At 62.6% G+C, this 17,258-nt stretch carries 20 protein-coding genes; 4 read left to right on the forward strand and 16 right to left on the reverse strand.

Annotated features, from left to right (window positions below; genetic code table 11):
• Positions 1–73 precede the first annotated feature (73 nt).
• Complete coding sequence (locus tag AC56LH_RS13475; protein WP_482899682.1) at positions 74–355, forward strand: hypothetical protein; 282 nt, start codon at positions 74–76, stop codon at positions 353–355.
• 137 nt (positions 356–492) lie between these two features.
• On the opposite strand, the gene bamC is transcribed toward AC56LH_RS13475, so the two are convergent.
• The 10 genes from bamC to AC56LH_RS13525 form a co-directional block, all read right to left on the reverse strand.
• Positions 493–1,686: an NlpB/DapX family lipoprotein gene (bamC, locus tag AC56LH_RS13480; RefSeq protein WP_499646783.1), complete on the reverse strand. Its 1,194-nt coding sequence runs from the start codon at positions 1,684–1,686 to the stop codon at positions 493–495.
• Between the two features lie 40 nt (positions 1,687–1,726).
• Complete coding sequence (gene dapA / locus AC56LH_RS13485; RefSeq protein ID WP_499646785.1) at positions 1,727–2,611, reverse strand: 4-hydroxy-tetrahydrodipicolinate synthase; 885 nt, start codon at positions 2,609–2,611, stop codon at positions 1,727–1,729.
• A gap of 55 nt (positions 2,612–2,666) precedes the next feature.
• On the reverse strand, positions 2,667–3,254 hold the full coding sequence (locus AC56LH_RS13490; RefSeq protein WP_499646787.1) for a class I SAM-dependent methyltransferase: 588 nt from the start codon (positions 3,252–3,254) through the stop codon (positions 2,667–2,669).
• A gap of 4 nt (positions 3,255–3,258) precedes the next feature.
• Positions 3,259–3,912 (reverse strand): site-2 protease family protein, encoded by a 654-nt coding sequence (locus AC56LH_RS13495; protein WP_499646789.1) that lies wholly within the window; start codon positions 3,910–3,912, stop codon positions 3,259–3,261.
• An 81-nt stretch (positions 3,913–3,993) separates the two neighbouring features.
• The gene (locus AC56LH_RS13500) at positions 3,994–4,617 is read right to left on the reverse strand and encodes an L-threonylcarbamoyladenylate synthase (protein WP_183555570.1); all 624 of its coding nucleotides are present in this window, start codon (positions 4,615–4,617) and stop codon (positions 3,994–3,996) included.
• A gap of 21 nt (positions 4,618–4,638) precedes the next feature.
• The gene (gene htpX, locus AC56LH_RS13505) at positions 4,639–5,514 is read right to left on the reverse strand and encodes a protease HtpX (RefSeq protein WP_499646791.1); all 876 of its coding nucleotides are present in this window, start codon (positions 5,512–5,514) and stop codon (positions 4,639–4,641) included.
• Between the two features lie 87 nt (positions 5,515–5,601).
• Entirely contained in the window at positions 5,602–6,762 is a 1,161-nt protein-coding gene (locus AC56LH_RS13510; protein ID WP_499646793.1) for an extracellular catalytic domain type 1 short-chain-length polyhydroxyalkanoate depolymerase, read from the reverse strand.
• An 11-nt stretch (positions 6,763–6,773) separates the two neighbouring features.
• The gene (locus AC56LH_RS13515) at positions 6,774–7,190 is read right to left on the reverse strand and encodes a ribbon-helix-helix domain-containing protein (RefSeq protein ID WP_229424778.1); all 417 of its coding nucleotides are present in this window, start codon (positions 7,188–7,190) and stop codon (positions 6,774–6,776) included.
• Positions 7,191–7,343: 153 nt separating this feature from the next.
• Positions 7,344–8,177, reverse strand: a complete 834-nt coding sequence (locus AC56LH_RS13520) for a 3',5'-nucleoside bisphosphate phosphatase (RefSeq protein WP_499646795.1) — start codon at positions 8,175–8,177, stop codon at positions 7,344–7,346.
• Between the two features lie 42 nt (positions 8,178–8,219).
• The gene (locus tag AC56LH_RS13525) at positions 8,220–9,107 is read right to left on the reverse strand and encodes an alpha/beta fold hydrolase (protein WP_499646797.1); all 888 of its coding nucleotides are present in this window, start codon (positions 9,105–9,107) and stop codon (positions 8,220–8,222) included.
• 163 nt (positions 9,108–9,270) lie between these two features.
• On the opposite strand from AC56LH_RS13525, the gene AC56LH_RS13530 reads away from it, so the two are divergent.
• Together AC56LH_RS13530 and hslO are read left to right on the forward strand one after the other, a co-directional pair.
• Positions 9,271–9,795 carry a gamma carbonic anhydrase family protein gene (locus tag AC56LH_RS13530; RefSeq protein ID WP_499646799.1) on the forward strand — a complete coding sequence of 175 codons (525 nt, stop codon included), beginning with the start codon at positions 9,271–9,273 and terminating at the stop codon, positions 9,793–9,795.
• 3 nt (positions 9,796–9,798) lie between these two features.
• A complete protein-coding gene (hslO, locus tag AC56LH_RS13535; protein ID WP_499646801.1) occupies positions 9,799–10,779 on the forward strand; it encodes an Hsp33 family molecular chaperone HslO in 981 nt (326 codons plus the stop codon).
• Positions 10,780–10,883: 104 nt separating this feature from the next.
• On the opposite strand, the gene AC56LH_RS13540 is transcribed toward hslO, so the two are convergent.
• Positions 10,884–11,642 carry a hypothetical protein gene (locus AC56LH_RS13540; RefSeq protein WP_499646803.1) on the reverse strand — a complete coding sequence of 253 codons (759 nt, stop codon included), beginning with the start codon at positions 11,640–11,642 and terminating at the stop codon, positions 10,884–10,886.
• A 189-nt stretch (positions 11,643–11,831) separates the two neighbouring features.
• On the opposite strand from AC56LH_RS13540, the gene AC56LH_RS13545 reads away from it, so the two are divergent.
• Positions 11,832–12,347 (forward strand): Dps family protein, encoded by a 516-nt coding sequence (locus AC56LH_RS13545; protein WP_183555578.1) that lies wholly within the window; start codon positions 11,832–11,834, stop codon positions 12,345–12,347.
• Positions 12,348–12,455: 108 nt separating this feature from the next.
• Here the strand turns inward: AC56LH_RS13545 and AC56LH_RS13550 are convergent, their stop codons facing one another.
• The 5 genes from AC56LH_RS13550 to pyrG form a co-directional block, all read right to left on the reverse strand.
• Positions 12,456–12,731, reverse strand: coding sequence for a helix-turn-helix domain-containing transcriptional regulator (locus tag AC56LH_RS13550; RefSeq protein ID WP_499646805.1), 276 nt, complete (start codon positions 12,729–12,731; stop codon positions 12,456–12,458).
• Between the two features lie 10 nt (positions 12,732–12,741).
• Entirely contained in the window at positions 12,742–13,101 is a 360-nt protein-coding gene (gene ftsB, locus AC56LH_RS13555) for a cell division protein FtsB (protein ID WP_482899694.1), read from the reverse strand.
• Between the two features lie 74 nt (positions 13,102–13,175).
• Entirely contained in the window at positions 13,176–14,462 is a 1,287-nt protein-coding gene (gene eno, locus AC56LH_RS13560; RefSeq protein WP_183555581.1) for a phosphopyruvate hydratase, read from the reverse strand.
• Positions 14,463–14,559: 97 nt separating this feature from the next.
• The gene (kdsA, locus tag AC56LH_RS13565) at positions 14,560–15,414 is read right to left on the reverse strand and encodes a 3-deoxy-8-phosphooctulonate synthase (protein ID WP_183555582.1); all 855 of its coding nucleotides are present in this window, start codon (positions 15,412–15,414) and stop codon (positions 14,560–14,562) included.
• On the reverse strand, positions 15,411–17,108 hold the full coding sequence (gene pyrG / locus AC56LH_RS13570; RefSeq protein WP_499646808.1) for a CTP synthase: 1,698 nt from the start codon (positions 17,106–17,108) through the stop codon (positions 15,411–15,413). Before pyrG ends, kdsA begins: the two co-directional genes overlap by 4 nt.
• Between the last annotated feature and the right edge of the window lie 150 nt (positions 17,109–17,258).

Below are 17,258 nucleotides of genomic sequence, written 5' to 3' on the forward strand. Positions count from 1 at the left end.
ATCGAGAAATAATTACCGGTAATTATTATTCGTATCAAGTAGTTCTACTTTTGTAAATACTAAGGAAAAAACCATGAAAAAATCCCTGCTGATCGCTTCCCTGTTCGCTGTTACCCTGGCTGCTTGCGCTAAGAAAGAAGAAGCTCCAGTCGCACCAGTGACCGAAACCCCAGCTGCTGTCGTCGCTCCTGCTGACGCAACCATGCCAGCTGCTGACGCAACCGCTCCAGCTGCTGCTGCTGCTGACGCTGCTGCAACCGACGCTGCTGCTGCTGCAACCACCGCAACCGACGCTGCTGCTGCTGCTCAGACCTCGGCTACGCAAGCTGCTGACGCTGCTGCTACCACCAAGTAATTCGTTACTCGGTAATGAAGAAACCGGCCTGCGGGCCGGTTTTTTTACGTCGGTGACTTTGCAAGGGCACCCGCCACCATCCCGACACGCATAAAAAAACCGGCCAATTGGCCGGTTTCTTGTTGCCACAACGAGTATTACTTCAGCTCGTTGTTCAGCAGCGTCAGGATCTTGGTGGTCGTCGGCGAGGTTTCCGCCTTGCCGTCGTTGGTCTGCACCGACACTTCGCTCACGTTTGCGCCCTGTGCGGCCTTGACCAGCACGCGGTAGCGCTGGGCTTCCTTGGCGGCGTCTTCCGACTTGCCGAACGTGAACAGGCGCTTGAAGAAGCCATCCTTGGTATCGACCGCATCCGGATCGACATAGCGCACGAAGTAGATGCCCTGCACGCGGTCGCGGTCTTCGACAGTGAAGCCAACGCGATCCAGCGCCAGGCCGACACGGCGCCATGCGCGGTCGAAGCCTTCATCGACCTCGACCTTGTCACCCACAAGCTTGGCATGCTGCGGCGCCAGCGGCGCGCTGGCGACCATGGCTTCGGCCGGGGCCACTTCTTTCGCACCCGTCAGCAGCGCAACGATGCGGCTCAGGTATTGCGACTCCAGGCCCGGATCGTTGGGGCGCATGGTCCAGGTCGTGGTCTCGCTTTGCGGGCCGGTCAGGACTTCTTCGGCGCCGCGGTGGCTGACCCAGATCTCGGTCGAACCATCCGGCAGGCGCTCGAGGCGCGTGCGGTACTTGTCGCGTTCGCCGGTCGAGTACGCGCTGTCGAACACACGGCCGATGGCGCGGCGCACGAAGTCCTGCGGGATCTTCGAACGGTTCTCGACCCAGGCGGTTTCCATGGTGCCGGTGGTGGCCGACTCGGTCTCGAGCGCGAAGCCCTGCTCTTCCCAGAACTGGCGCAGTTGCGGCCACAGCTGTTCAGGCGTTTGCTTGACCACCAGCCAGCGCTGGTCGCCATTGCGCTGCACGCTGACGGCATCGGTCGAGATCGGGCCGATCGGCTGGCCGGATGCCGAGACACCGGCCACTGCAGGCACGCCGCCGGCAGCTGCCGCAGCCTGGCCTTGCTGGAATTCGGATGCCGTGGCGACACCGCGGCCATCGGGAATTGCATAGCGGTTGTCGCGCTGCAGCTTGGTCAGGTCGGGCGGCACGTCCAGCGGTGCGGCCTTCTTGGTGCCCTTGTAGTCGACTTTGTCGCCACTGAAGATCGTGGTGCAGGCTGCCAGGCTGAACGCGAGGACCGTGAGCGAGAGCACACGGGCGGCGGCAGGAGCGTTGATCAGGGATGCGCCGTTTGAATTCTTAGTCTTGCGAATAGTCATGTCGTTCGATATCAGGTCAGTAACCCGAACCCTTGCGGATTCAGGATGGGGAATGAACGCCGGCTTCCACCAGGGCGGCACGTACGATCTCGTGGTATTGGGAGGACAGCGGCGCAAGCGGCAGGCGCAGGCCCGCCGGCATCTTGCCCATCTCGGCCAGCGCCCATTTGACGGGCACGGGATTGGGCTCGACAAACAGTCTGGCATGCAGGCCGAGCACGCGGTTGTTGATCTCGAGCGCGCGCGCGATGTCACCATTCATGGCGGCCACACACAGCTCGTGCATTGCGCGCGGTGCCACGTTGGCGGTAACCGAGATATTGCCGGCGCCGCCGCAGAACATCAGCGCCATCGCGGTCGGATCGTCGCCCGAGTACACGGCGAAGGATTTGTCGACCATCTTGAGGAGCTCGATGCCGCGCCCGATATTGCCGGTAGCGTCCTTGATGCCGACGATGTTCCCGATCGGGGCCAGGCGCGCGACCGTCTCGTTGGCCATGTCGGCCACGGTGCGGCCCGGCACGTTGTACAGGATGATCGGCAGGTCGACGGCTTCGGCGATCGTGCGGAAGTGGCGATACATGCCCTCTTGCGTCGGCCGGTTGTAGTACGGCACGACCTGCAGGGACGCGTCCGCGCCGACCGATTTCGCATGACGGGTCAGCGCGATCGCTTCCACGGTCGAATTGCCGCCAGTACCGGCGATGACAGGGATGCGGCCGGCGACATGGTCGACGGCCAGCTTGACGAGTTCGCAATGCTCTTCCGGCGACAAGGTCGCCGATTCGCCGGTCGTGCCCACAATGACGATCGCGTCGGTACCTTCGGCGATGTGCCAGTCGATCAGCGCGCGCAGTGCATCGCGATCGACGGTGCCGTCTTCGAACATCGGGGTGACGATTGCTACGATACTGCCCTTAATCATAATCTTTGGACCGTGCCATTCATTTAAAAATCTGATTGTAGCGGATAGCCCGCCCCTATGGTTCATTCCTGACCACAATATGGTCGAGCCATGCCTCGGTTTTACCATACGCAGGGCCGGCAGCGCACAAGCGCTGCACCTGCGCCGGATGGGGCCGCTCAACGTGGCCATCCTCGTACGCCAGCACCTGCAGCCCGCCATCCTGGGCCAGCGTCAGCAGTTCGCCGGGCGCGAGCAGGAACGCCGGATTTGACGGCTTGCCATACACCTCGTTACCTTGCGCGAAGGTTTCGTAGATCAGGATCCCGTCGGGCCGCAGGCTGGCCGCGATCTGCGCGAACAGCGGCCGGTGCAGGTAATTGGTGACGACAATGACGGCAAAGCGCCCGGCCTCGAAGGGCCAGGTCGCGCCATCGGCTTCGAGATCGCAGGCCAGCGTCGTCACGCCCTCGCCCGCGCTGGCTGCCAGCGCTACCGGATTGCGATCGACGGCCAGCACCTGGATACCCTGCGCAGCAAGCAGGCGCGTGTGGCGCCCGCTACCGCAGGCCAGGTCGAGCGCCTCGCCTGACCGGGCCAGCGGCGCGAAGCGTGCCACCCAGGGCGAAGCGGGCAAGGCCGCCATGTCGACGCTCGTGGTCATCGGCTCAGAGCAGGAAGAACGTGAATGGCGTGGCTGCCAGCTGCACCAGATACCCGCCCAGCGCCATCACCGGCGTGAGCCAGTAGCCAACAACCTTGAGCATCACCAACGCCAGCACAATGAAGAAACCGTAAGGCTCGATGCGGGCAAACGCATAGGCGGCGCGGTGCGGCAGCATTGCCGTGACCACCCGGCCACCATCGAGCGGCGGGATCGGCAGCAGGTTAAAGGCCATGATCAAGAGGTTCGTGATGATGCCGGCCTGCGCCACCTTGTGCGGGAATTCTTCGCCAACCTGGAAGAAAACCAGCAGCACACCCAGGATCAGCCACAGCACGGCCATGATGAAGTTGGCCAGCGGGCCGGCCAGCGCCACCCACGCCATGTCGCGTTTCGGATTACGCAGGCGCCCGAATTCGACGGGCACCGGCTTGGCATAACCGAACACAAAACCGCTGAACAGGAACATCACGATCGGGATCACGATCGTGCCCCAGATATCGACGTGCACCAGCGGATTGAGGCTCATGCGCCCCTGCGAATAGGCGGTGTTGTCGCCAAAATACTTGGCGGCGTAAGCGTGGGCGGCTTCATGCAGCGTAATCGCAAACAGGACCGGCAGCGCATACACCGCGATGGTGCGAATCGTTTCTTCCATGGGGGCTGATTCTATCAGAGCGCAGCGCGTACTTGACCGGTGGAATACTTAAGGCAACCTTGCACGCTGCAGCCCGCCCGATTACAGGCCGAACGCTGCCGGGTCGCCCCTGCCCTCGCGAATCAGCACCGGCTCGGGGCCGGTCAGGTCGATCACGGTGGTGGCTTCCAGCATGCCGGCGCCGCCGTCGATGATCAGTTCGATCTGCTTTTCAAGGCGCTCGCGTACTTCATCGGGATCCGACAGCATGTGCTCGTCGCCTGGCAGTTGCAGCGTGGTGCCGATCAGCGGCTCGCCCAGTTCTTCGAGCAGCGCCAGCGTGATGCGGTTTTCAGGCACGCGCAGGCCGATCGTCTTGCGCGACGGGTGCGACAGGCGCCGCGGCAGCTCGCGCGTGGCCTCCAGGATCACCGTGTACGGGCCTGGCATCGTTGCCTTGAGCAAGCGGTATTGCGTGTTGTCCACGCGCGCGTACTGCGCCACTTCGGACAGGTCGCGCACCAGCAGCGTCAGGTGGTGCTTGTCATCGACGCCACGGATGCGGCGCAGCTTCTCGACCGCGTTCTTGTCGTCCAGCCGGCAGACAAGTGCGTAGGCGGAATCGGTCGGCAGCGCGACGATGCCGCCGGCGCTGACGATCTGCGCGGCCTGCTTGATCAGGCGCGCTTGCGGGTTTTCAGGGTGAATCTGGAAAAACTGGCCCATGAATGGTGTCCTTGTTATTGGTTAGCGCAGCGACTGGAGCGCAGCAATGCGCTGCTCCATTGGCGGGTGGGTCGAGAACAGCGCGCCCCAGCCGCCGCCGCTGCTGGAAATGCCCGATGCCGACATCGCTTTCGGCAATGCGCCCGGCGCAAAACCGCCCAGGCGGGCCAGCGCGTGCTGCATTGGCACCGGGCTGCCCATCAGTTTGGCGGCGCCTGCGTCGGCGCGGAATTCGCGCTGGCGCGAGAACCAGGCCACGATGATCGAAGCCAGCAGGCCGAACAGGATTTCGCAGACCATCACGGTGGCGTAGTAGCCGATGCCGGGCGCGTCGCCCTCTTTACGGAACAGCACCTTGTCGACAAAGAAGCCAACCACCCGCGCGAAGAACACGACGAAGGTATTGACCACACCCTGGATAAGGGTGAGGGTGACCATGTCGCCGTTGGCGATGTGAGCGACTTCGTGGCCCAGGACGGCTTCGACTTCGTCCTGATTCATGCTTTGCAGCAGGCCGGTAGACACGGCGACCAGCGCCGAATTCTTGAAGGCGCCGGTGGCAAATGCATTTGGCTCGCCATCGTAGACGGCGACTTCGGGCATGCCGATGCCGGCGCGCTCGGCCAGGCGGCGCACGGTGTCCACCAGCCACTGCTCGGTGGAATTGGCCGGTTGCTCGATCACGCGCGCGCCGGTCGACCATTTGGCCATCGGTTTGCTGATCAACAGCGAGATAAACGAACCGGTAAAGCCGATGACGAGCGACATCACCGCCAGCGAAGCGAAGTCGATGCCCTGCGCCGAAACGGCGCGGCCAAGACCGAGCACGTTCATGACCAGCGACAACACCAGAACGACGGCGAGATTGGTGGCGAGGAAAAGAACAATGCGCTTCATGGCAGACAACTCCCGAATTGATGACAGGATGCCAATATTGGGCTTCTTGTCGGAAAAATCAAGGGCACAGACCACATGCCCGTGCCATCAGCGCTTCGTGCCCAGGAAAAAGCGCAGCATTTCCTTCGATGCAGACGGCCCCGCCGCATCCGTATGCGACCCGGCCGAATTGCCGCCGGCCCACGCATGCCCGGCGCCCTGCACGACCCACTGCTCCGCCATCGCCCGACCCGCATCATCGCGCCAGACACTGCGGCGGCAACGACGCCCGCCATGGGCTGCGTCGTCGTGGCGCACGCTCAGTGGCGTGGCGTGCAGGCCGGCGTGAGCACCTGCATACTGTTGCAGCACGGCGTCGCCATTGGCCGGCGTCACCACGTGATCGGTACTGCCGTGGAACACGATGACGGGCACCACCTCGCGCAAAGCGCGCCCCTTGGCCGGCTTCTTCATGGCCTGCAAGCCGGTAATCATGTCGCGCCCGCTACCGGCAGGCAAACCGGAGTGCACGCCCACTGCCGCGAACAGGTCAGGATACTCGGCCCCCAGCACGGCCGCCATCGCCCCGCCGGCCGACATCCCGGCCACGAATACCTGGGCCGGATCGGCGCCGTGCTCCTTGACGATCTGCCGCGTCAGTCCGGCGATGATGCCTGGCTCACCGGCATCGCGCGCCTGGTGGCCCGACTCGAACCAGTTCCAGCAATGGTTACGGTTCGACGCGCTGTCCTGCTCCGGATACAGCACCAGGCAGTTGGCTTCTTCGGCCAGGCGATTCATGCCGGTGCCGAGCGCGAAATCGTCGGGATTCTGCGTGCAGCCATGCAGCATGACGATCAGCGGACGCGGCGTGCTTGACGGCTGCGAGGGGATATACAGTTTGTAGCGGCGGCGACCGGCGGCGTTCGAAAAGACGCCTGACGTGAAGGTGCCTGCTGCAGCGTCGTTCATGACCGCCACGTCATCATCACCGGCAGGCAGGCCGACGCCCACACCGACGCCGGCGGCGCGCATGGCTGCCTGGCCCTTGCGCAACTGGGCTTGCCAATCGGGCGCCGGGTTGATGTCCACAAAAGCTGTGGCGTCCTTGCTGGCGGGCGCGGAACTCTGCCCCTGCCCCTGCCCCGGCATCAGGCCGGCCTGCGCCAGCGCTTGCTGAATGGTGGCGGTGGCCGAGGCCACATCCTTGTTCTGCACGAGGCGGGCAGAGGTCATCATCTTGTTCATGAATTGGTCGAGCGATTTCATAGCGATCCAGTCTAGGTAAGGGTGCGATCTGCCAGCGCGGCGCGCACGGCAGGTGATGCAACAAATGCGCCCAGGACCTGGATCGAAGCGATCGCATTCCGGGCAAGTTCAGGTGATACGTTGTCTTCGATGACCGCCAGGCCCAGCACATGGATATCCAGTTGCTGCCCCTCTGCTACCAGTTGTTCGAGTTCCTGCACCGAGTAGCGATACAGGCCCATCACATAGCGCTTGCGCACGATGGTCTGGCGGATCACGTCGGCATGCTGCGTGAGCAGGTTGCGAATGGCCGTGCGCACCAGGTCGGTACGGTTGGAATAGAACCCTTCCTCGACCAGCAGGTCGACCTGGGCCAGGTCGACCAGGCCGACGTTGACGGTGACCTTGTCGCTGTCAGGGAGTTTCTGTTGGGGTAAAACTGCTTTCATCGTGCTCTCCATACGCTGCATATACTCCAATTGGAGTATAAAACGGCTTTTACAAGAGCTGATGGGCAAGTTCTTTATAAAAACAGGACAGCAACAGGCGCAGCGCGGCCAGCCGCAGAAGCAGCTGGCCGAACATTGGGATGGAAGGGAGTGTTAGAACCAGTCGTGCCAGACTGGCGTCACGCCGGATGGCAGCGGTGGCAGTTCGGCGAACTCGACCCGCGACTCGCCGGGGGCGTGGAAGTCGGTGCCGCGCGAAGCGAGAAAACCGTAACGCCGCGCGACTTCGGCGTAAGTGCCGTATTGATCGGGCGTATGGCTGCCGGTGACGACTTCGATGGCGGTGCCACCCAGTTGGCGAAATTCATCGAACAGCGCACCCTGGGCCGTGTCGCTGAACTTGTAGCGCCCCGGATGCGCGATGACGGCGATACCGCCCGCGCCCTGGATCCAGCCCATCGCTTCACCAAGCGTGGCCCAGCGATGGGGAACATAGCCCGGCTTGCCTTCGGTCAGGAAGCGGCGGAAGACTTCGGACGTCGTCCGGCACACGCCGATCTCGCACAGGTAGCGCGCAAAGTGGGTGCGCGACATCAGGTCGGGATTGGCGACGTAGCGCAGCGCGCCTTCATACGGTGTGGGAATGCCAGCCTGCTCGAGCTGGGCTGCCATCTCGCGGGCCCGTTTTTCGCGGCCATTGCGCGTTGCCGCCAGGCCGGCGGTCAGCGCCGGATTGTCTTCGTCGACCTGCAGGCCGACGACGTGGACCGTGTCGTTGGCCCAGGTGACCGAAATCTCGACGCCCGCCACGAAGCGCATGCCCAGCGCCGTGGCCGCCTGCCGCGCAGCCTTGACGCCGCTGATTTCGTCATGGTCGGTCAGCGCCCATACATTCACGCCGCTCTTGCCGGCGTAAGCGGCCACGTCCGCTGGCGCAAGGACGCCATCGGAGACATTGGAATGGCAGTGCAGGTCGACTTTCAGCATGGAATATTCAGCAGGCGGGATGGACGCTCCATTGTACGCGCATCAAACTGCCGGCGCAGCGAGGAAGTCTTCGATCATGCGCGCGAGCAATTCGGGCTGGTCGTGGTGCAGCATGTGCCCCGCCTGCGGCACCATGCGCGCCGTGACGTGCTTCAGATAGCCCATGCGGCGGTCGACTTCGGCGCGCGCCTGCTCCTTCGCGCCCATCCAGCGCCACATATCGGTGTCCTCGGCCTCGACCCACAGCACCGGCGCCGTGATGGCCGACCAGGCTGCCATCATCTCGTCGACGTGGTACAGCAGTGGGCCCGTCATCTTGTGGGCCGGATCGCCCAGGATGCGCCACTGGCCGTCGCGGTCCTGCTCGGACCAGTGCGCAGCAAGAAAACTCGAGCGCTCATACGACAGGCGCGGATTGGTCTTGCGCAGGCGCGCCGCCACTTCGTCGAGGCTCGCATAGCCGCGCATCTCGGGTGGCGCGCGCAATTCGTCGAGCCAGTTGGCCAGCCGTTTCGGATACTGCGCTGCTTTCGTGCCCGGCAGGCCGAAGCCTTCCAGATTGATCAGCTTGCCCACGCGGTGAGGCCGCACGCCGGCGTACAGGCCGGCGATATTGCCACCCATGCTGTGGCCGAGCAGGTTCACGGCCTCGTCCGGTGCGAAACGGTCGAGCAGCGCATCGAGGTCCGCCACGTAATCCGGGAACCAGTAGGTATCGGCACCGGAACGGTCACTGTGTCCGAAGCCGCGCCAGTCCGGCGCGATCACGTGCCAGTCGCCCGCCAACGCATCGACAACGAACTGGAACGAGGCCGCCACGTCCATCCAGCCATGCAGCATGAACAGCTTGGGCGCGCCCTCGTTCCCCCAATGGCGCACGTGAAGGCGCAGGCCGCGCACGGTGACAAATTCTGAACGTGAAAGTTTCATGAGGCCTCGAAAAAAGTACGATCGTTCAGGCAATTATATCGCCGGGCCGTTGAATTCGCGCACCGTGGCCCCATCTGCCGGTCTTCGGGCGATGGCGAAGCCGGCGCTGCCCCCGGCATGGGGCGGTAAAATAGCGCCATTCCAACCTTCTGCGAGCGCATCCATGGCCATTTACCAGCTGGGCGAACATGCACCCGAGATCGATCCGTCGGCGTTTGTCGCCGATTCGGCCACGCTGATCGGCAAGGTCACGCTGGCAGCCAACACGTCGGTGTGGTTCGGCGCCACGCTGCGGGGCGACAACGAACGCATCACCATTGGCGAAAACAGCAATGTGCAGGAAGGCACGGTGATGCACACCGACATGGGCTATCCGCTCGACATCGGCCAGGGCGTGACGATCGGCCACCAGGCCATGCTGCACGGTTGCACGGTCGGCGACGGCTCGCTGATCGGCATCGGCGCGGTGATCCTGAACGGCGCCCGCATCGGCAAGGGTTGCCTGGTCGGCGCCGGCGCGCTGGTCACCGAGAACAAGATATTTCCCGATCATTCACTGATCCTGGGTTCGCCCGCGAAGGTGGTGCGGACACTGACACAAGAAGACCTGCTGCGCCTGCAGGGCAATGCCGCGAGCTATGTCGCGCGAGGCCAGCTATTCAATACACAGCTAAAGAGAATCGGATAAAGAATGACGACACCAGACACCACGCTTGACGTTACCAGCACCACCGGCGACACGCTGCAAAAATTCATCTTCGACAACGCCGCCGTGCGCGGCGAGCTGGTCGAAATTTCCGACACCTGGCGCGAGATCCAGGCGCGCCACGGCTACCCGAAAGCGGTGCGCTCGGTGCTGGGCGAGATGGTGGCCGCCTGCGCGCTGCTGTCGGCCAACCTCAAGTTCAATGGCTCGATCGTGATGCAGATCCACGGCGACGGCCCGGTGCGCCTGCTCGTCGTCGAATGCGACGCCGACCTGCGCATGCGCGCCACGGCCAAGCTGGCGCCGGACGTCGACGTCACCGACGACGCCACGCTCGGCCAGCTGGTCAATGTACAGGGCACGGGCCGCTTTGTGATCACGCTCGACCCGCTCGAAAAAATGCCGGGCCAGCAGCCGTACCAGGGCATCGTGCCGCTGGACGGCGACGACGTCGCCACGGTCATCGAAAACTACATGTTGCGTTCGGAGCAGCTCGACACGCGCCTGTGGGTTGCTGCCGACGACAAGGTCGCGCGCGGCATGCTGCTGCAGAAGCTCCCGCGTCACAGCGGTAGCGAAGACCAGACCAAGCAGGCATCCGAGGCAGAAGACCTGGAAACCTGGAACCGCGCCGCGGCGCTGGGCGGCACGCTCAAGCACGAAGAGCTGCTGTCGACCGACATCTCGACGCTGATGCACCGCCTGTTCTGGGAAGAGACGATCCGCGTGTTCGACCCGATGCACCCGCAGTTCCATTGCAGCTGCAACCGCGAAAAGGTCGGCAACATGCTCAAGATGCTGGGCCAGCAGGAAGTGGAAACGGCACTGGACGAGCTGGGCGAACTGGGCATCAACTGCGATTTCTGCGGCAAGCACTATTCGTTCGACAAGGTCGATTGCGCGCAGCTGTTTGCCGTCGATACCGCAGCCCAGACGCTGATTCCGCCGAGCGGCAGCACGCATTAATAGCACGCACTAATAGCACGCACTAAGACAACTCACCAGATTGTCGACAGGCCGGCCTTGCGCCGGCACTGTCGGACTATTCAGGGCGCTTCGGCGCCCTGTTCTTATTGAGCGGCCTGCAGCGGCGCGGCCTGCTGTGTATCGGCTGCGAATTCGTAGGTGATCAGGCTTTCGTTGTCCCACTCCTTGCTGCGCACCGGAACGATAAAGCTGTGATGATCTTCGCTCAGCGTCAATAGCCTGGTGCGCTCACCCGATGTCACGCGCGCTGCCTCGAGCCGCTTTGGCGCGCGATAGGACAGCGCCGTCATTGGCGCATGACACATCCCGCCGACCACTGCCATGGCGCTGCGCATCACAATACCGATCTCGTCCTTCATCACCGCCCATGCCACTTCGCATTCAAGACGCAGGTCGCCCAGCCGGCGCGCGTTGTCCGGCACGCCGGGGCTGCGCACGCGCGGACGCCAGCGCATCCGTGATTTTTTACGGTTCAAAACCAGGTCGGCGTTGTCGTCGAATGCTTGCTGGTTACGCGGCAGAATGAACGTCGCATCGCTGTCGAGCGCGAGCGGAAGATCCACCGTGTCGCCGGACAGGCGCAGGGCCAGGCCGTCCGGCGGCTGGGTCGTGCCATCCTGGTTCTTCAATTCAAAGCGCAGGCTGGCGCCTGGTGCGAGGCCATGGTGCTTGTCGAACGCGTCCAGCCCACGCGACATGATGCGGTAGGGGCGTAGCTCAGGGTCCTTGACGCCGCTGACTTCGACCTTCGTTTCCATGCTGGCTTCGGGTGCCGTTACCTGCGCCCATGCCGGGCCGGAAAGTACCAGGGCCAGTGCCACTACCGCGCGTTGCGACATCATGTGATGACCTTTATTATCAGAAACAAATCAGTCTACGCGACGGGCGCGCGCCAATTCTCACCCTTCGTCACACGTCTTGTACCGTCCTGCGGCGATTCGTCTGTGATGGTAAGCTGATGTTTGTTTGATACTGTTGTATTTTCAGACAGTGGCACCAAATACATCTCACTGACTAATGGAGAAACACACATGAACATCGATATTGGCATCAACACCGAAGACCGCGCAAAAATCGTCGAATCGCTCTCGACCGTGCTGGCCGACAGCTACATGCTGTACCTGAAGACCCACAACTTCCACTGGAACGTGACCGGTCCGATGTTCCAGACCCTGCACGTGATGTTCCAGGAGCAGTACACCGAACTGTGGACCGCGCTGGATGATATCGCCGAGCGTATCCGCGCACTGGGCCACTTCGCACCAGGCACCTACAAGCGTTATGTGGAACTGTCGACCATCACCGAAGAAACCGATGTGCCGTCGGCCAAAGAGATGATCCGTCAACTGGTCGAAGGCCAGGAAGCCGTGATCCGCACCGCACGCGCTGCTGTTCGTATTGCTGACGAAATCGACGATTTCCCGACCGCCGACATGCTGTCGACCCGCATGGAAGTGCACGAGAAAAATGCATGGATGCTGCGCGCATTCTTGGAGCAAGGCGCAGGCCACGAACAGGGCGACGCATCGTCGCAGTCGAAAGAGTAAGAAGCACTGCGGCCCTTCGCGGGCCGCAGTATCGCTGATAAGTTAGCGCAAAAACGTCGTTCCAGCGAAAGCGGGAACGACGTTTTTTTGCGTGCGTGGCGAAGCGTCTTACTTCCCGCCACTCATGTGCAGGTCGACAACCTTCATGATCTCGAGGGTCAGGTCCATATCGAACTCCCCTGCCATCATTGCCGCCTGCAACGCGTCGCGCGGCATGCCTACACTGGCAGCCAGTTCGCCCAGGGCGGGCGCCTGCGCCACTGCCTGCAGGGCGGCGGTGATCACGGCGCCATCGCCATCTTCGAACGCTTCGGCCAGGCAGTCTGCGATCGCGTCGAGCGAATCCAGACTGGCGGGATCGATCGGGGTAGTTTCTTCAGTCATGATGATTGGTTCAGTGTGCAGCAGCGCCGGTTGGCTTGGCGCCCGGTTTCGGCGGTGGCGGTGGTGGCGGCACGGTCATCGATTCGACCGGAATTTCATTCTTGCGCAGCACCTGCACGAAAATCTCGTTCTGCTTGATCATGCCCAGATCGTAGCGCGCACGCTCTTCGACGGCGCCCGTGCCTTCGGTCAGGTCATCGACTTCAGAGTCGAGCTTGCTGTTGCGCGCGGTGAGCTGCTCGGTCTTGATGCGCGTGGTTTCGACCTGGTTCTGCATGTCGGCCACGGACAGCCAGCCGCCCTTGCCAAGCCAGAGGGGATACTGGATCAGCACGAGCAGCGCAGCCAGGACAATCGTGATCAAGCGCATGGTGAGAAACGAAGGAGATGAAAAAGCCGGCGCGCGGGTGGGATGAGCCCATCCCGCGCGCCGGCCCCAGGGGATTACTTCAGGTTGTAGAACGCGTCACGGCCCGGGTAGCTGGCGATGTCGCCCAGATCTTCCTCGATGCGCAGCAACTGGTTGTACTTGGCCATGCGGTCCGAACGCGACAGCGAACCGGTCTTGATCTGCAGCGCATTCAGGCCCACCGCGATATCGGCGATGGTCGAATCTTCGGTTTCACCCGAGCGGTGCGAGATCACGGCGGTGTAGCCGGCGCGCTTGGCCATCTCGATGGCGGCGAACGTTTCGGTCAGGGTGCCGATCTGGTTGATCTTGATGAGGATCGAGTTGGCGATGCCCTTCTGGATGCCTTCTTTCAGGATCTTGGTGTTGGTAACGAACAGGTCGTCGCCCACCAGCTGGACTTTCTTGCCCAGTGCGGCGGTCAGCGTAGCCCAACCTTCCCAGTCGCCTTCGTGCATCGCGTCTTCGATCGAGATGATCGGGTACTTGTCGCACCAGGTCGCGAGCATGTTGGTGAAGTCCTCTGCCGACAGGCTCAGGCCGCCTTCGCCTTCGAGCACGTAACGGCCATCCTTGTAGAACTCGCTGGCGGCGCAATCCAGGCCCAGCGCGATGTCCTTGCCGGCCACGTAGCCAGCCTGCTCGATCGCTTCCATGATCAGTTTGATGGCTTCTTCATGGTTGGCCACCGACGGGGCGAAACCGCCTTCGTCGCCGACTGCCGTGTTCAGGCCGCGTGCGTGCAGGATTTTTTTCAGCGTGTGGAACACCTCGGCGCCGTAGCGGATGGCTTCCTTGAACGACGGGGCGCCCACCGGGATGATCATGAATTCCTGGATGTCCAGGTTGTTGTCGGCGTGCGCGCCGCCGTTGATGACGTTCATCATCGGCACTGGCATCTGCATCGCGCCCGAACCGCCGAAGTAGCGGTACAGCGGCAGGCCCGCTTCTTCGGCGGCGGCCTTGGCCACGGCCATCGACACGGCCAGCATGGCGTTGGCGCCCAGGCGGCTCTTGTTTTCGGTGCCGTCGAGATCGATCAGGGTGCGGTCCAGGAACGCTTGCTCGTTCGCGTCCAGGCCCATGATCGCTTCGGAGATCTCGGTGTTGATATTTTCGCAGGCTTGCAGCACGCCTTTGCCGAAGTAGCGCTTCGGATCGCCATCACGCAGTTCGATCGCTTCGCGCGAGCCGGTCGATGCGCCCGACGGCACTGCCGCGCGGCCCATCACGCCCGATTCGAGCAGGACGTCGCATTCGACGGTAGGGTTGCCGCGCGAATCCAGGATTTCGCGGCCGATGATATCAACGATAGCACTCATGTTTCTCAGTCTCCAGAAGGTAGGTAATCTTGGGGGGACCACCGTGCTCCGGATCCCTCAGGGATACCCGCAACACGGTGCATCCAAACCTGAACGGTTACTTGAAGTCGAATTCCAGGAACGGCGACTTCTTGACGACGCGGTCGATCTCGACCAGGGTCGTCAGGAGCTCTTTCATGCGCGCCAGCGGCACTGCATTCGGACCATCCGACATCGCATTGGCCGGATCCGGGTGCGTTTCCATGAACAGGCCGGCAATGCCCGACGCCACGGCGGCGCGCGACAGTACAGGGATGTGCTCGCGCTGGCCGCCCGACGACGTGCCCTGCCCGCCCGGCAGTTGCACCGAGTGGGTCGCATCGAACACCACCGGGCAGTTCGATTCGCGCATGATGGCCAGGCCACGCATGTCCGACACCAGGTTGTTGTAGCCGAACGAGGCGCCACGTTCGCACGCCATGAAATTGTCTTCTTCCAGGCCGGCATCGCGCGCAGCGGCGCGCGCCTTGTCGATGACGTTCTTCATGTCGCCCGGGGCCAGGAACTGGCCCTTCTTGATATTGACCGGCTTGCCCGAACGCGCGCAGGCGTTGATGAAGTCAGTCTGGCGGCACAGGAACGCCGGCGTTTGCAGCACGTCGACGATGCTCGCGACATGCGGGATCATTTCGGCGTCATGGACGTCGGTCAGGACCGGCACGCCGATTTCGCGGCGCACGTCAGCCAGGATCTCGAGACCCTTCTCGATGCCAGGGCCGCGGAACGATTTGCCCGACGAGCGATTGGCCTTGTCGAACGACGATTTGTAGATGAACGGAATACCCAGTGCCGCGGTGATTTCCTTGAGCGTGCCTGCCGTGTCCATCGCCATCTGGCGCGATTCGATCACGCAGGTGCCGGCGATCAGGAAGATCGGGTGCTCGAGGCCGACGTCGAATCCGGCGAGTTTCATGCTGCATCTCCTTGGAGTGCTGGTGCGGCCAGTTCAACGTTGGCGGCAGTGTTGGTGTTCGATGCCTGGTGCGCCAGGGCGGCCCGGATAAACGACGTGAACAGCGGGTGGCCGTTGCGCGGCGTCGACTTGAACTCGGGGTGGAACTGCACGCCCATATACCAAGGGTGCGAGTTCGCGCCGGTACGTGGCAGTTCCATGATTTCGCACAGGTCTTCGTTCGGCGTACGTGCCGATACGGTCAGGCCGGCAGCCTCGACCTTTGGCAGGTAGTGGTTATTGCCTTCGTAACGGTGACGGTGACGCTCGGTGACGACGTTGCCGTAGATTTCAGCGGCCAGCGTGCCCGGGTTGACGGCGCAGGTCTGCGCGCCCAGGCGCATCGTGCCGCCCAGGTTCGAATTGGTGTCGCGCTTTTCGACCTTGCCGTCGTGGTTCTGCCACTCGGTGATCAGGGCGACGACCGGCTGGTCGGTTTCAGGATCGAACTCGGTCGAGTTGGCGTTGGCCAGGCCCGCCATATTGCGTGCGTACTCGATCAGCGCGACCTGCATGCCCAGGCAAATGCCCAGATACGGGATCTTGTTTTCGCGGGCATAGCGGGCAGCGGCGATCTTGCCTTCGACGCCGCGCTTGCCGAAGCCGCCCGGCACCAGGATCGCATCGTACTTGGCCAGATGGTCGCAGCCGCGGGTTTCGATTTCTTCGGAATCGAGGTACTCGATGTTGACGCGGCTTTCGGTGTGGATGCCGGCGTGGCGCAGCGCTTCGGTCAGCGATTTGTACGACTCGATCAGGTCGACGTACTTGCCGACCATGCCGATCGTGACTTCGTGCTTTGGATTTTCGAGCGTGTGGATCAGCTTGGTCCACATCGACAGGTCGGCTTTTGGTGCTTCCAGGCCAAGCGCTTCGAGGATGATGTCATCCAGGCCCTGGTCGCACAGCACTTGCGGCACCTTGTAGATGGTGTCGACGTCCCACACCGAAATGACGGCCTGCTCTTCGACGTTGGCGAACAGCGAAATCTTGGCGCGTTCGTCGTCGGGAATCGGGCGGTCGGCGCGGCACAGCAGCGCGTTGGGCGAGATGCCGATTTCGCGCAGCTTCTGCACGCTGTGCTGGGTCGGCTTGGTCTTGAGTTCGCCGGCCGAAGCGATGAACGGCACGAGCGTCAGGTGCACGAATGCGGCGCCCTTGCGGCCCGAACGCAGCGACAGCTGACGCGCCGCTTCGAGGAATGGCAGCGACTCGATGTCGCCGACGGTGCCGCCGATTTCGACCAGCGCCACGTCCACGCCTTCGGCGCCGCGACGGATGTAATCCTGGATCTCGTTGGTGATGTGCGGGATCACCTGCACGGTCTTGCCGAGGTATTCGCCACGACGTTCCTTGCGGATCACTGATTCATAGATCTGGCCGGTGGTGAAATTATTCACCTTCTTCATGCGGGTGCTGATGAAGCGCTCGTAGTGGCCAAGGTCGAGGTCAGTCTCGGCGCCGTCGTCGGTGACGAACACTTCGCCGTGCTGGGTTGGACTCATGGTGCCCGGATCGACGTTGATGTACGGATCGAGCTTGAGCATGGTGACTTTGAGACCGCGGCTCTCGAGGATTGCGGCGAGGGAGGCGGCTGCAATCCCTTTGCCCAGGGAAGAGACGACGCCGCCAGTGACGAATACGAATTTGGTCATTGTGCTGATGGTGCCGAACGGCACACGCGGGAAATAGAAATTATACCTTAAAGCGGCAAATATCGCCTCATATCAAGGCGTTAACTTCTCTAGCAACACTGTCGCTGGCCGATCACAAAATCACCAATTACCACCCATTTTGAGTGCTTT

The organism is Telluria sp. LT1R51-2 (assembly GCF_059685775.1).

What these genes read in the sequence shown, in the direction of transcription:
- AC56LH_RS13475 (WP_482899682.1), top strand. Translation starts at nt 74, where the DNA reads ATGAAAAAATCCCTGCTGATCGCTTCCCTGTTCGCTGTTACCCTGGCT.
- bamC (WP_499646783.1), bottom strand. Translation starts at nt 1,686, where the DNA reads ATGACTATTCGCAAGACTAAGAATTCAAACGGCGCATCCCTGATCAAC.
- dapA (WP_499646785.1), bottom strand. Translation starts at nt 2,611, where the DNA reads ATGATTAAGGGCAGTATCGTAGCAATCGTCACCCCGATGTTCGAAGAC.
- AC56LH_RS13490 (WP_499646787.1), bottom strand. Translation starts at nt 3,254, where the DNA reads ATGACCACGAGCGTCGACATGGCGGCCTTGCCCGCTTCGCCCTGGGTG.
- AC56LH_RS13495 (WP_499646789.1), bottom strand. Translation starts at nt 3,912, where the DNA reads ATGGAAGAAACGATTCGCACCATCGCGGTGTATGCGCTGCCGGTCCTG.
- AC56LH_RS13500 (WP_183555570.1), bottom strand. Translation starts at nt 4,617, where the DNA reads ATGGGCCAGTTTTTCCAGATTCACCCTGAAAACCCGCAAGCGCGCCTG.
- htpX (WP_499646791.1), bottom strand. Translation starts at nt 5,514, where the DNA reads ATGAAGCGCATTGTTCTTTTCCTCGCCACCAATCTCGCCGTCGTTCTG.
- AC56LH_RS13510 (WP_499646793.1), bottom strand. Translation starts at nt 6,762, where the DNA reads ATGAAATCGCTCGACCAATTCATGAACAAGATGATGACCTCTGCCCGC.
- AC56LH_RS13515 (WP_229424778.1), bottom strand. Translation starts at nt 7,190, where the DNA reads ATGAAAGCAGTTTTACCCCAACAGAAACTCCCTGACAGCGACAAGGTC.
- AC56LH_RS13520 (WP_499646795.1), bottom strand. Translation starts at nt 8,177, where the DNA reads ATGCTGAAAGTCGACCTGCACTGCCATTCCAATGTCTCCGATGGCGTC.
- AC56LH_RS13525 (WP_499646797.1), bottom strand. Translation starts at nt 9,107, where the DNA reads ATGAAACTTTCACGTTCAGAATTTGTCACCGTGCGCGGCCTGCGCCTT.
- AC56LH_RS13530 (WP_499646799.1), top strand. Translation starts at nt 9,271, where the DNA reads ATGGCCATTTACCAGCTGGGCGAACATGCACCCGAGATCGATCCGTCG.
- hslO (WP_499646801.1), top strand. Translation starts at nt 9,799, where the DNA reads ATGACGACACCAGACACCACGCTTGACGTTACCAGCACCACCGGCGAC.
- AC56LH_RS13540 (WP_499646803.1), bottom strand. Translation starts at nt 11,642, where the DNA reads ATGATGTCGCAACGCGCGGTAGTGGCACTGGCCCTGGTACTTTCCGGC.
- AC56LH_RS13545 (WP_183555578.1), top strand. Translation starts at nt 11,832, where the DNA reads ATGAACATCGATATTGGCATCAACACCGAAGACCGCGCAAAAATCGTC.
- AC56LH_RS13550 (WP_499646805.1), bottom strand. Translation starts at nt 12,731, where the DNA reads ATGACTGAAGAAACTACCCCGATCGATCCCGCCAGTCTGGATTCGCTC.
- ftsB (WP_482899694.1), bottom strand. Translation starts at nt 13,101, where the DNA reads ATGCGCTTGATCACGATTGTCCTGGCTGCGCTGCTCGTGCTGATCCAG.
- eno (WP_183555581.1), bottom strand. Translation starts at nt 14,462, where the DNA reads ATGAGTGCTATCGTTGATATCATCGGCCGCGAAATCCTGGATTCGCGC.
- kdsA (WP_183555582.1), bottom strand. Translation starts at nt 15,414, where the DNA reads ATGAAACTCGCCGGATTCGACGTCGGCCTCGAGCACCCGATCTTCCTG.
- pyrG (WP_499646808.1), bottom strand. Translation starts at nt 17,108, where the DNA reads ATGACCAAATTCGTATTCGTCACTGGCGGCGTCGTCTCTTCCCTGGGC.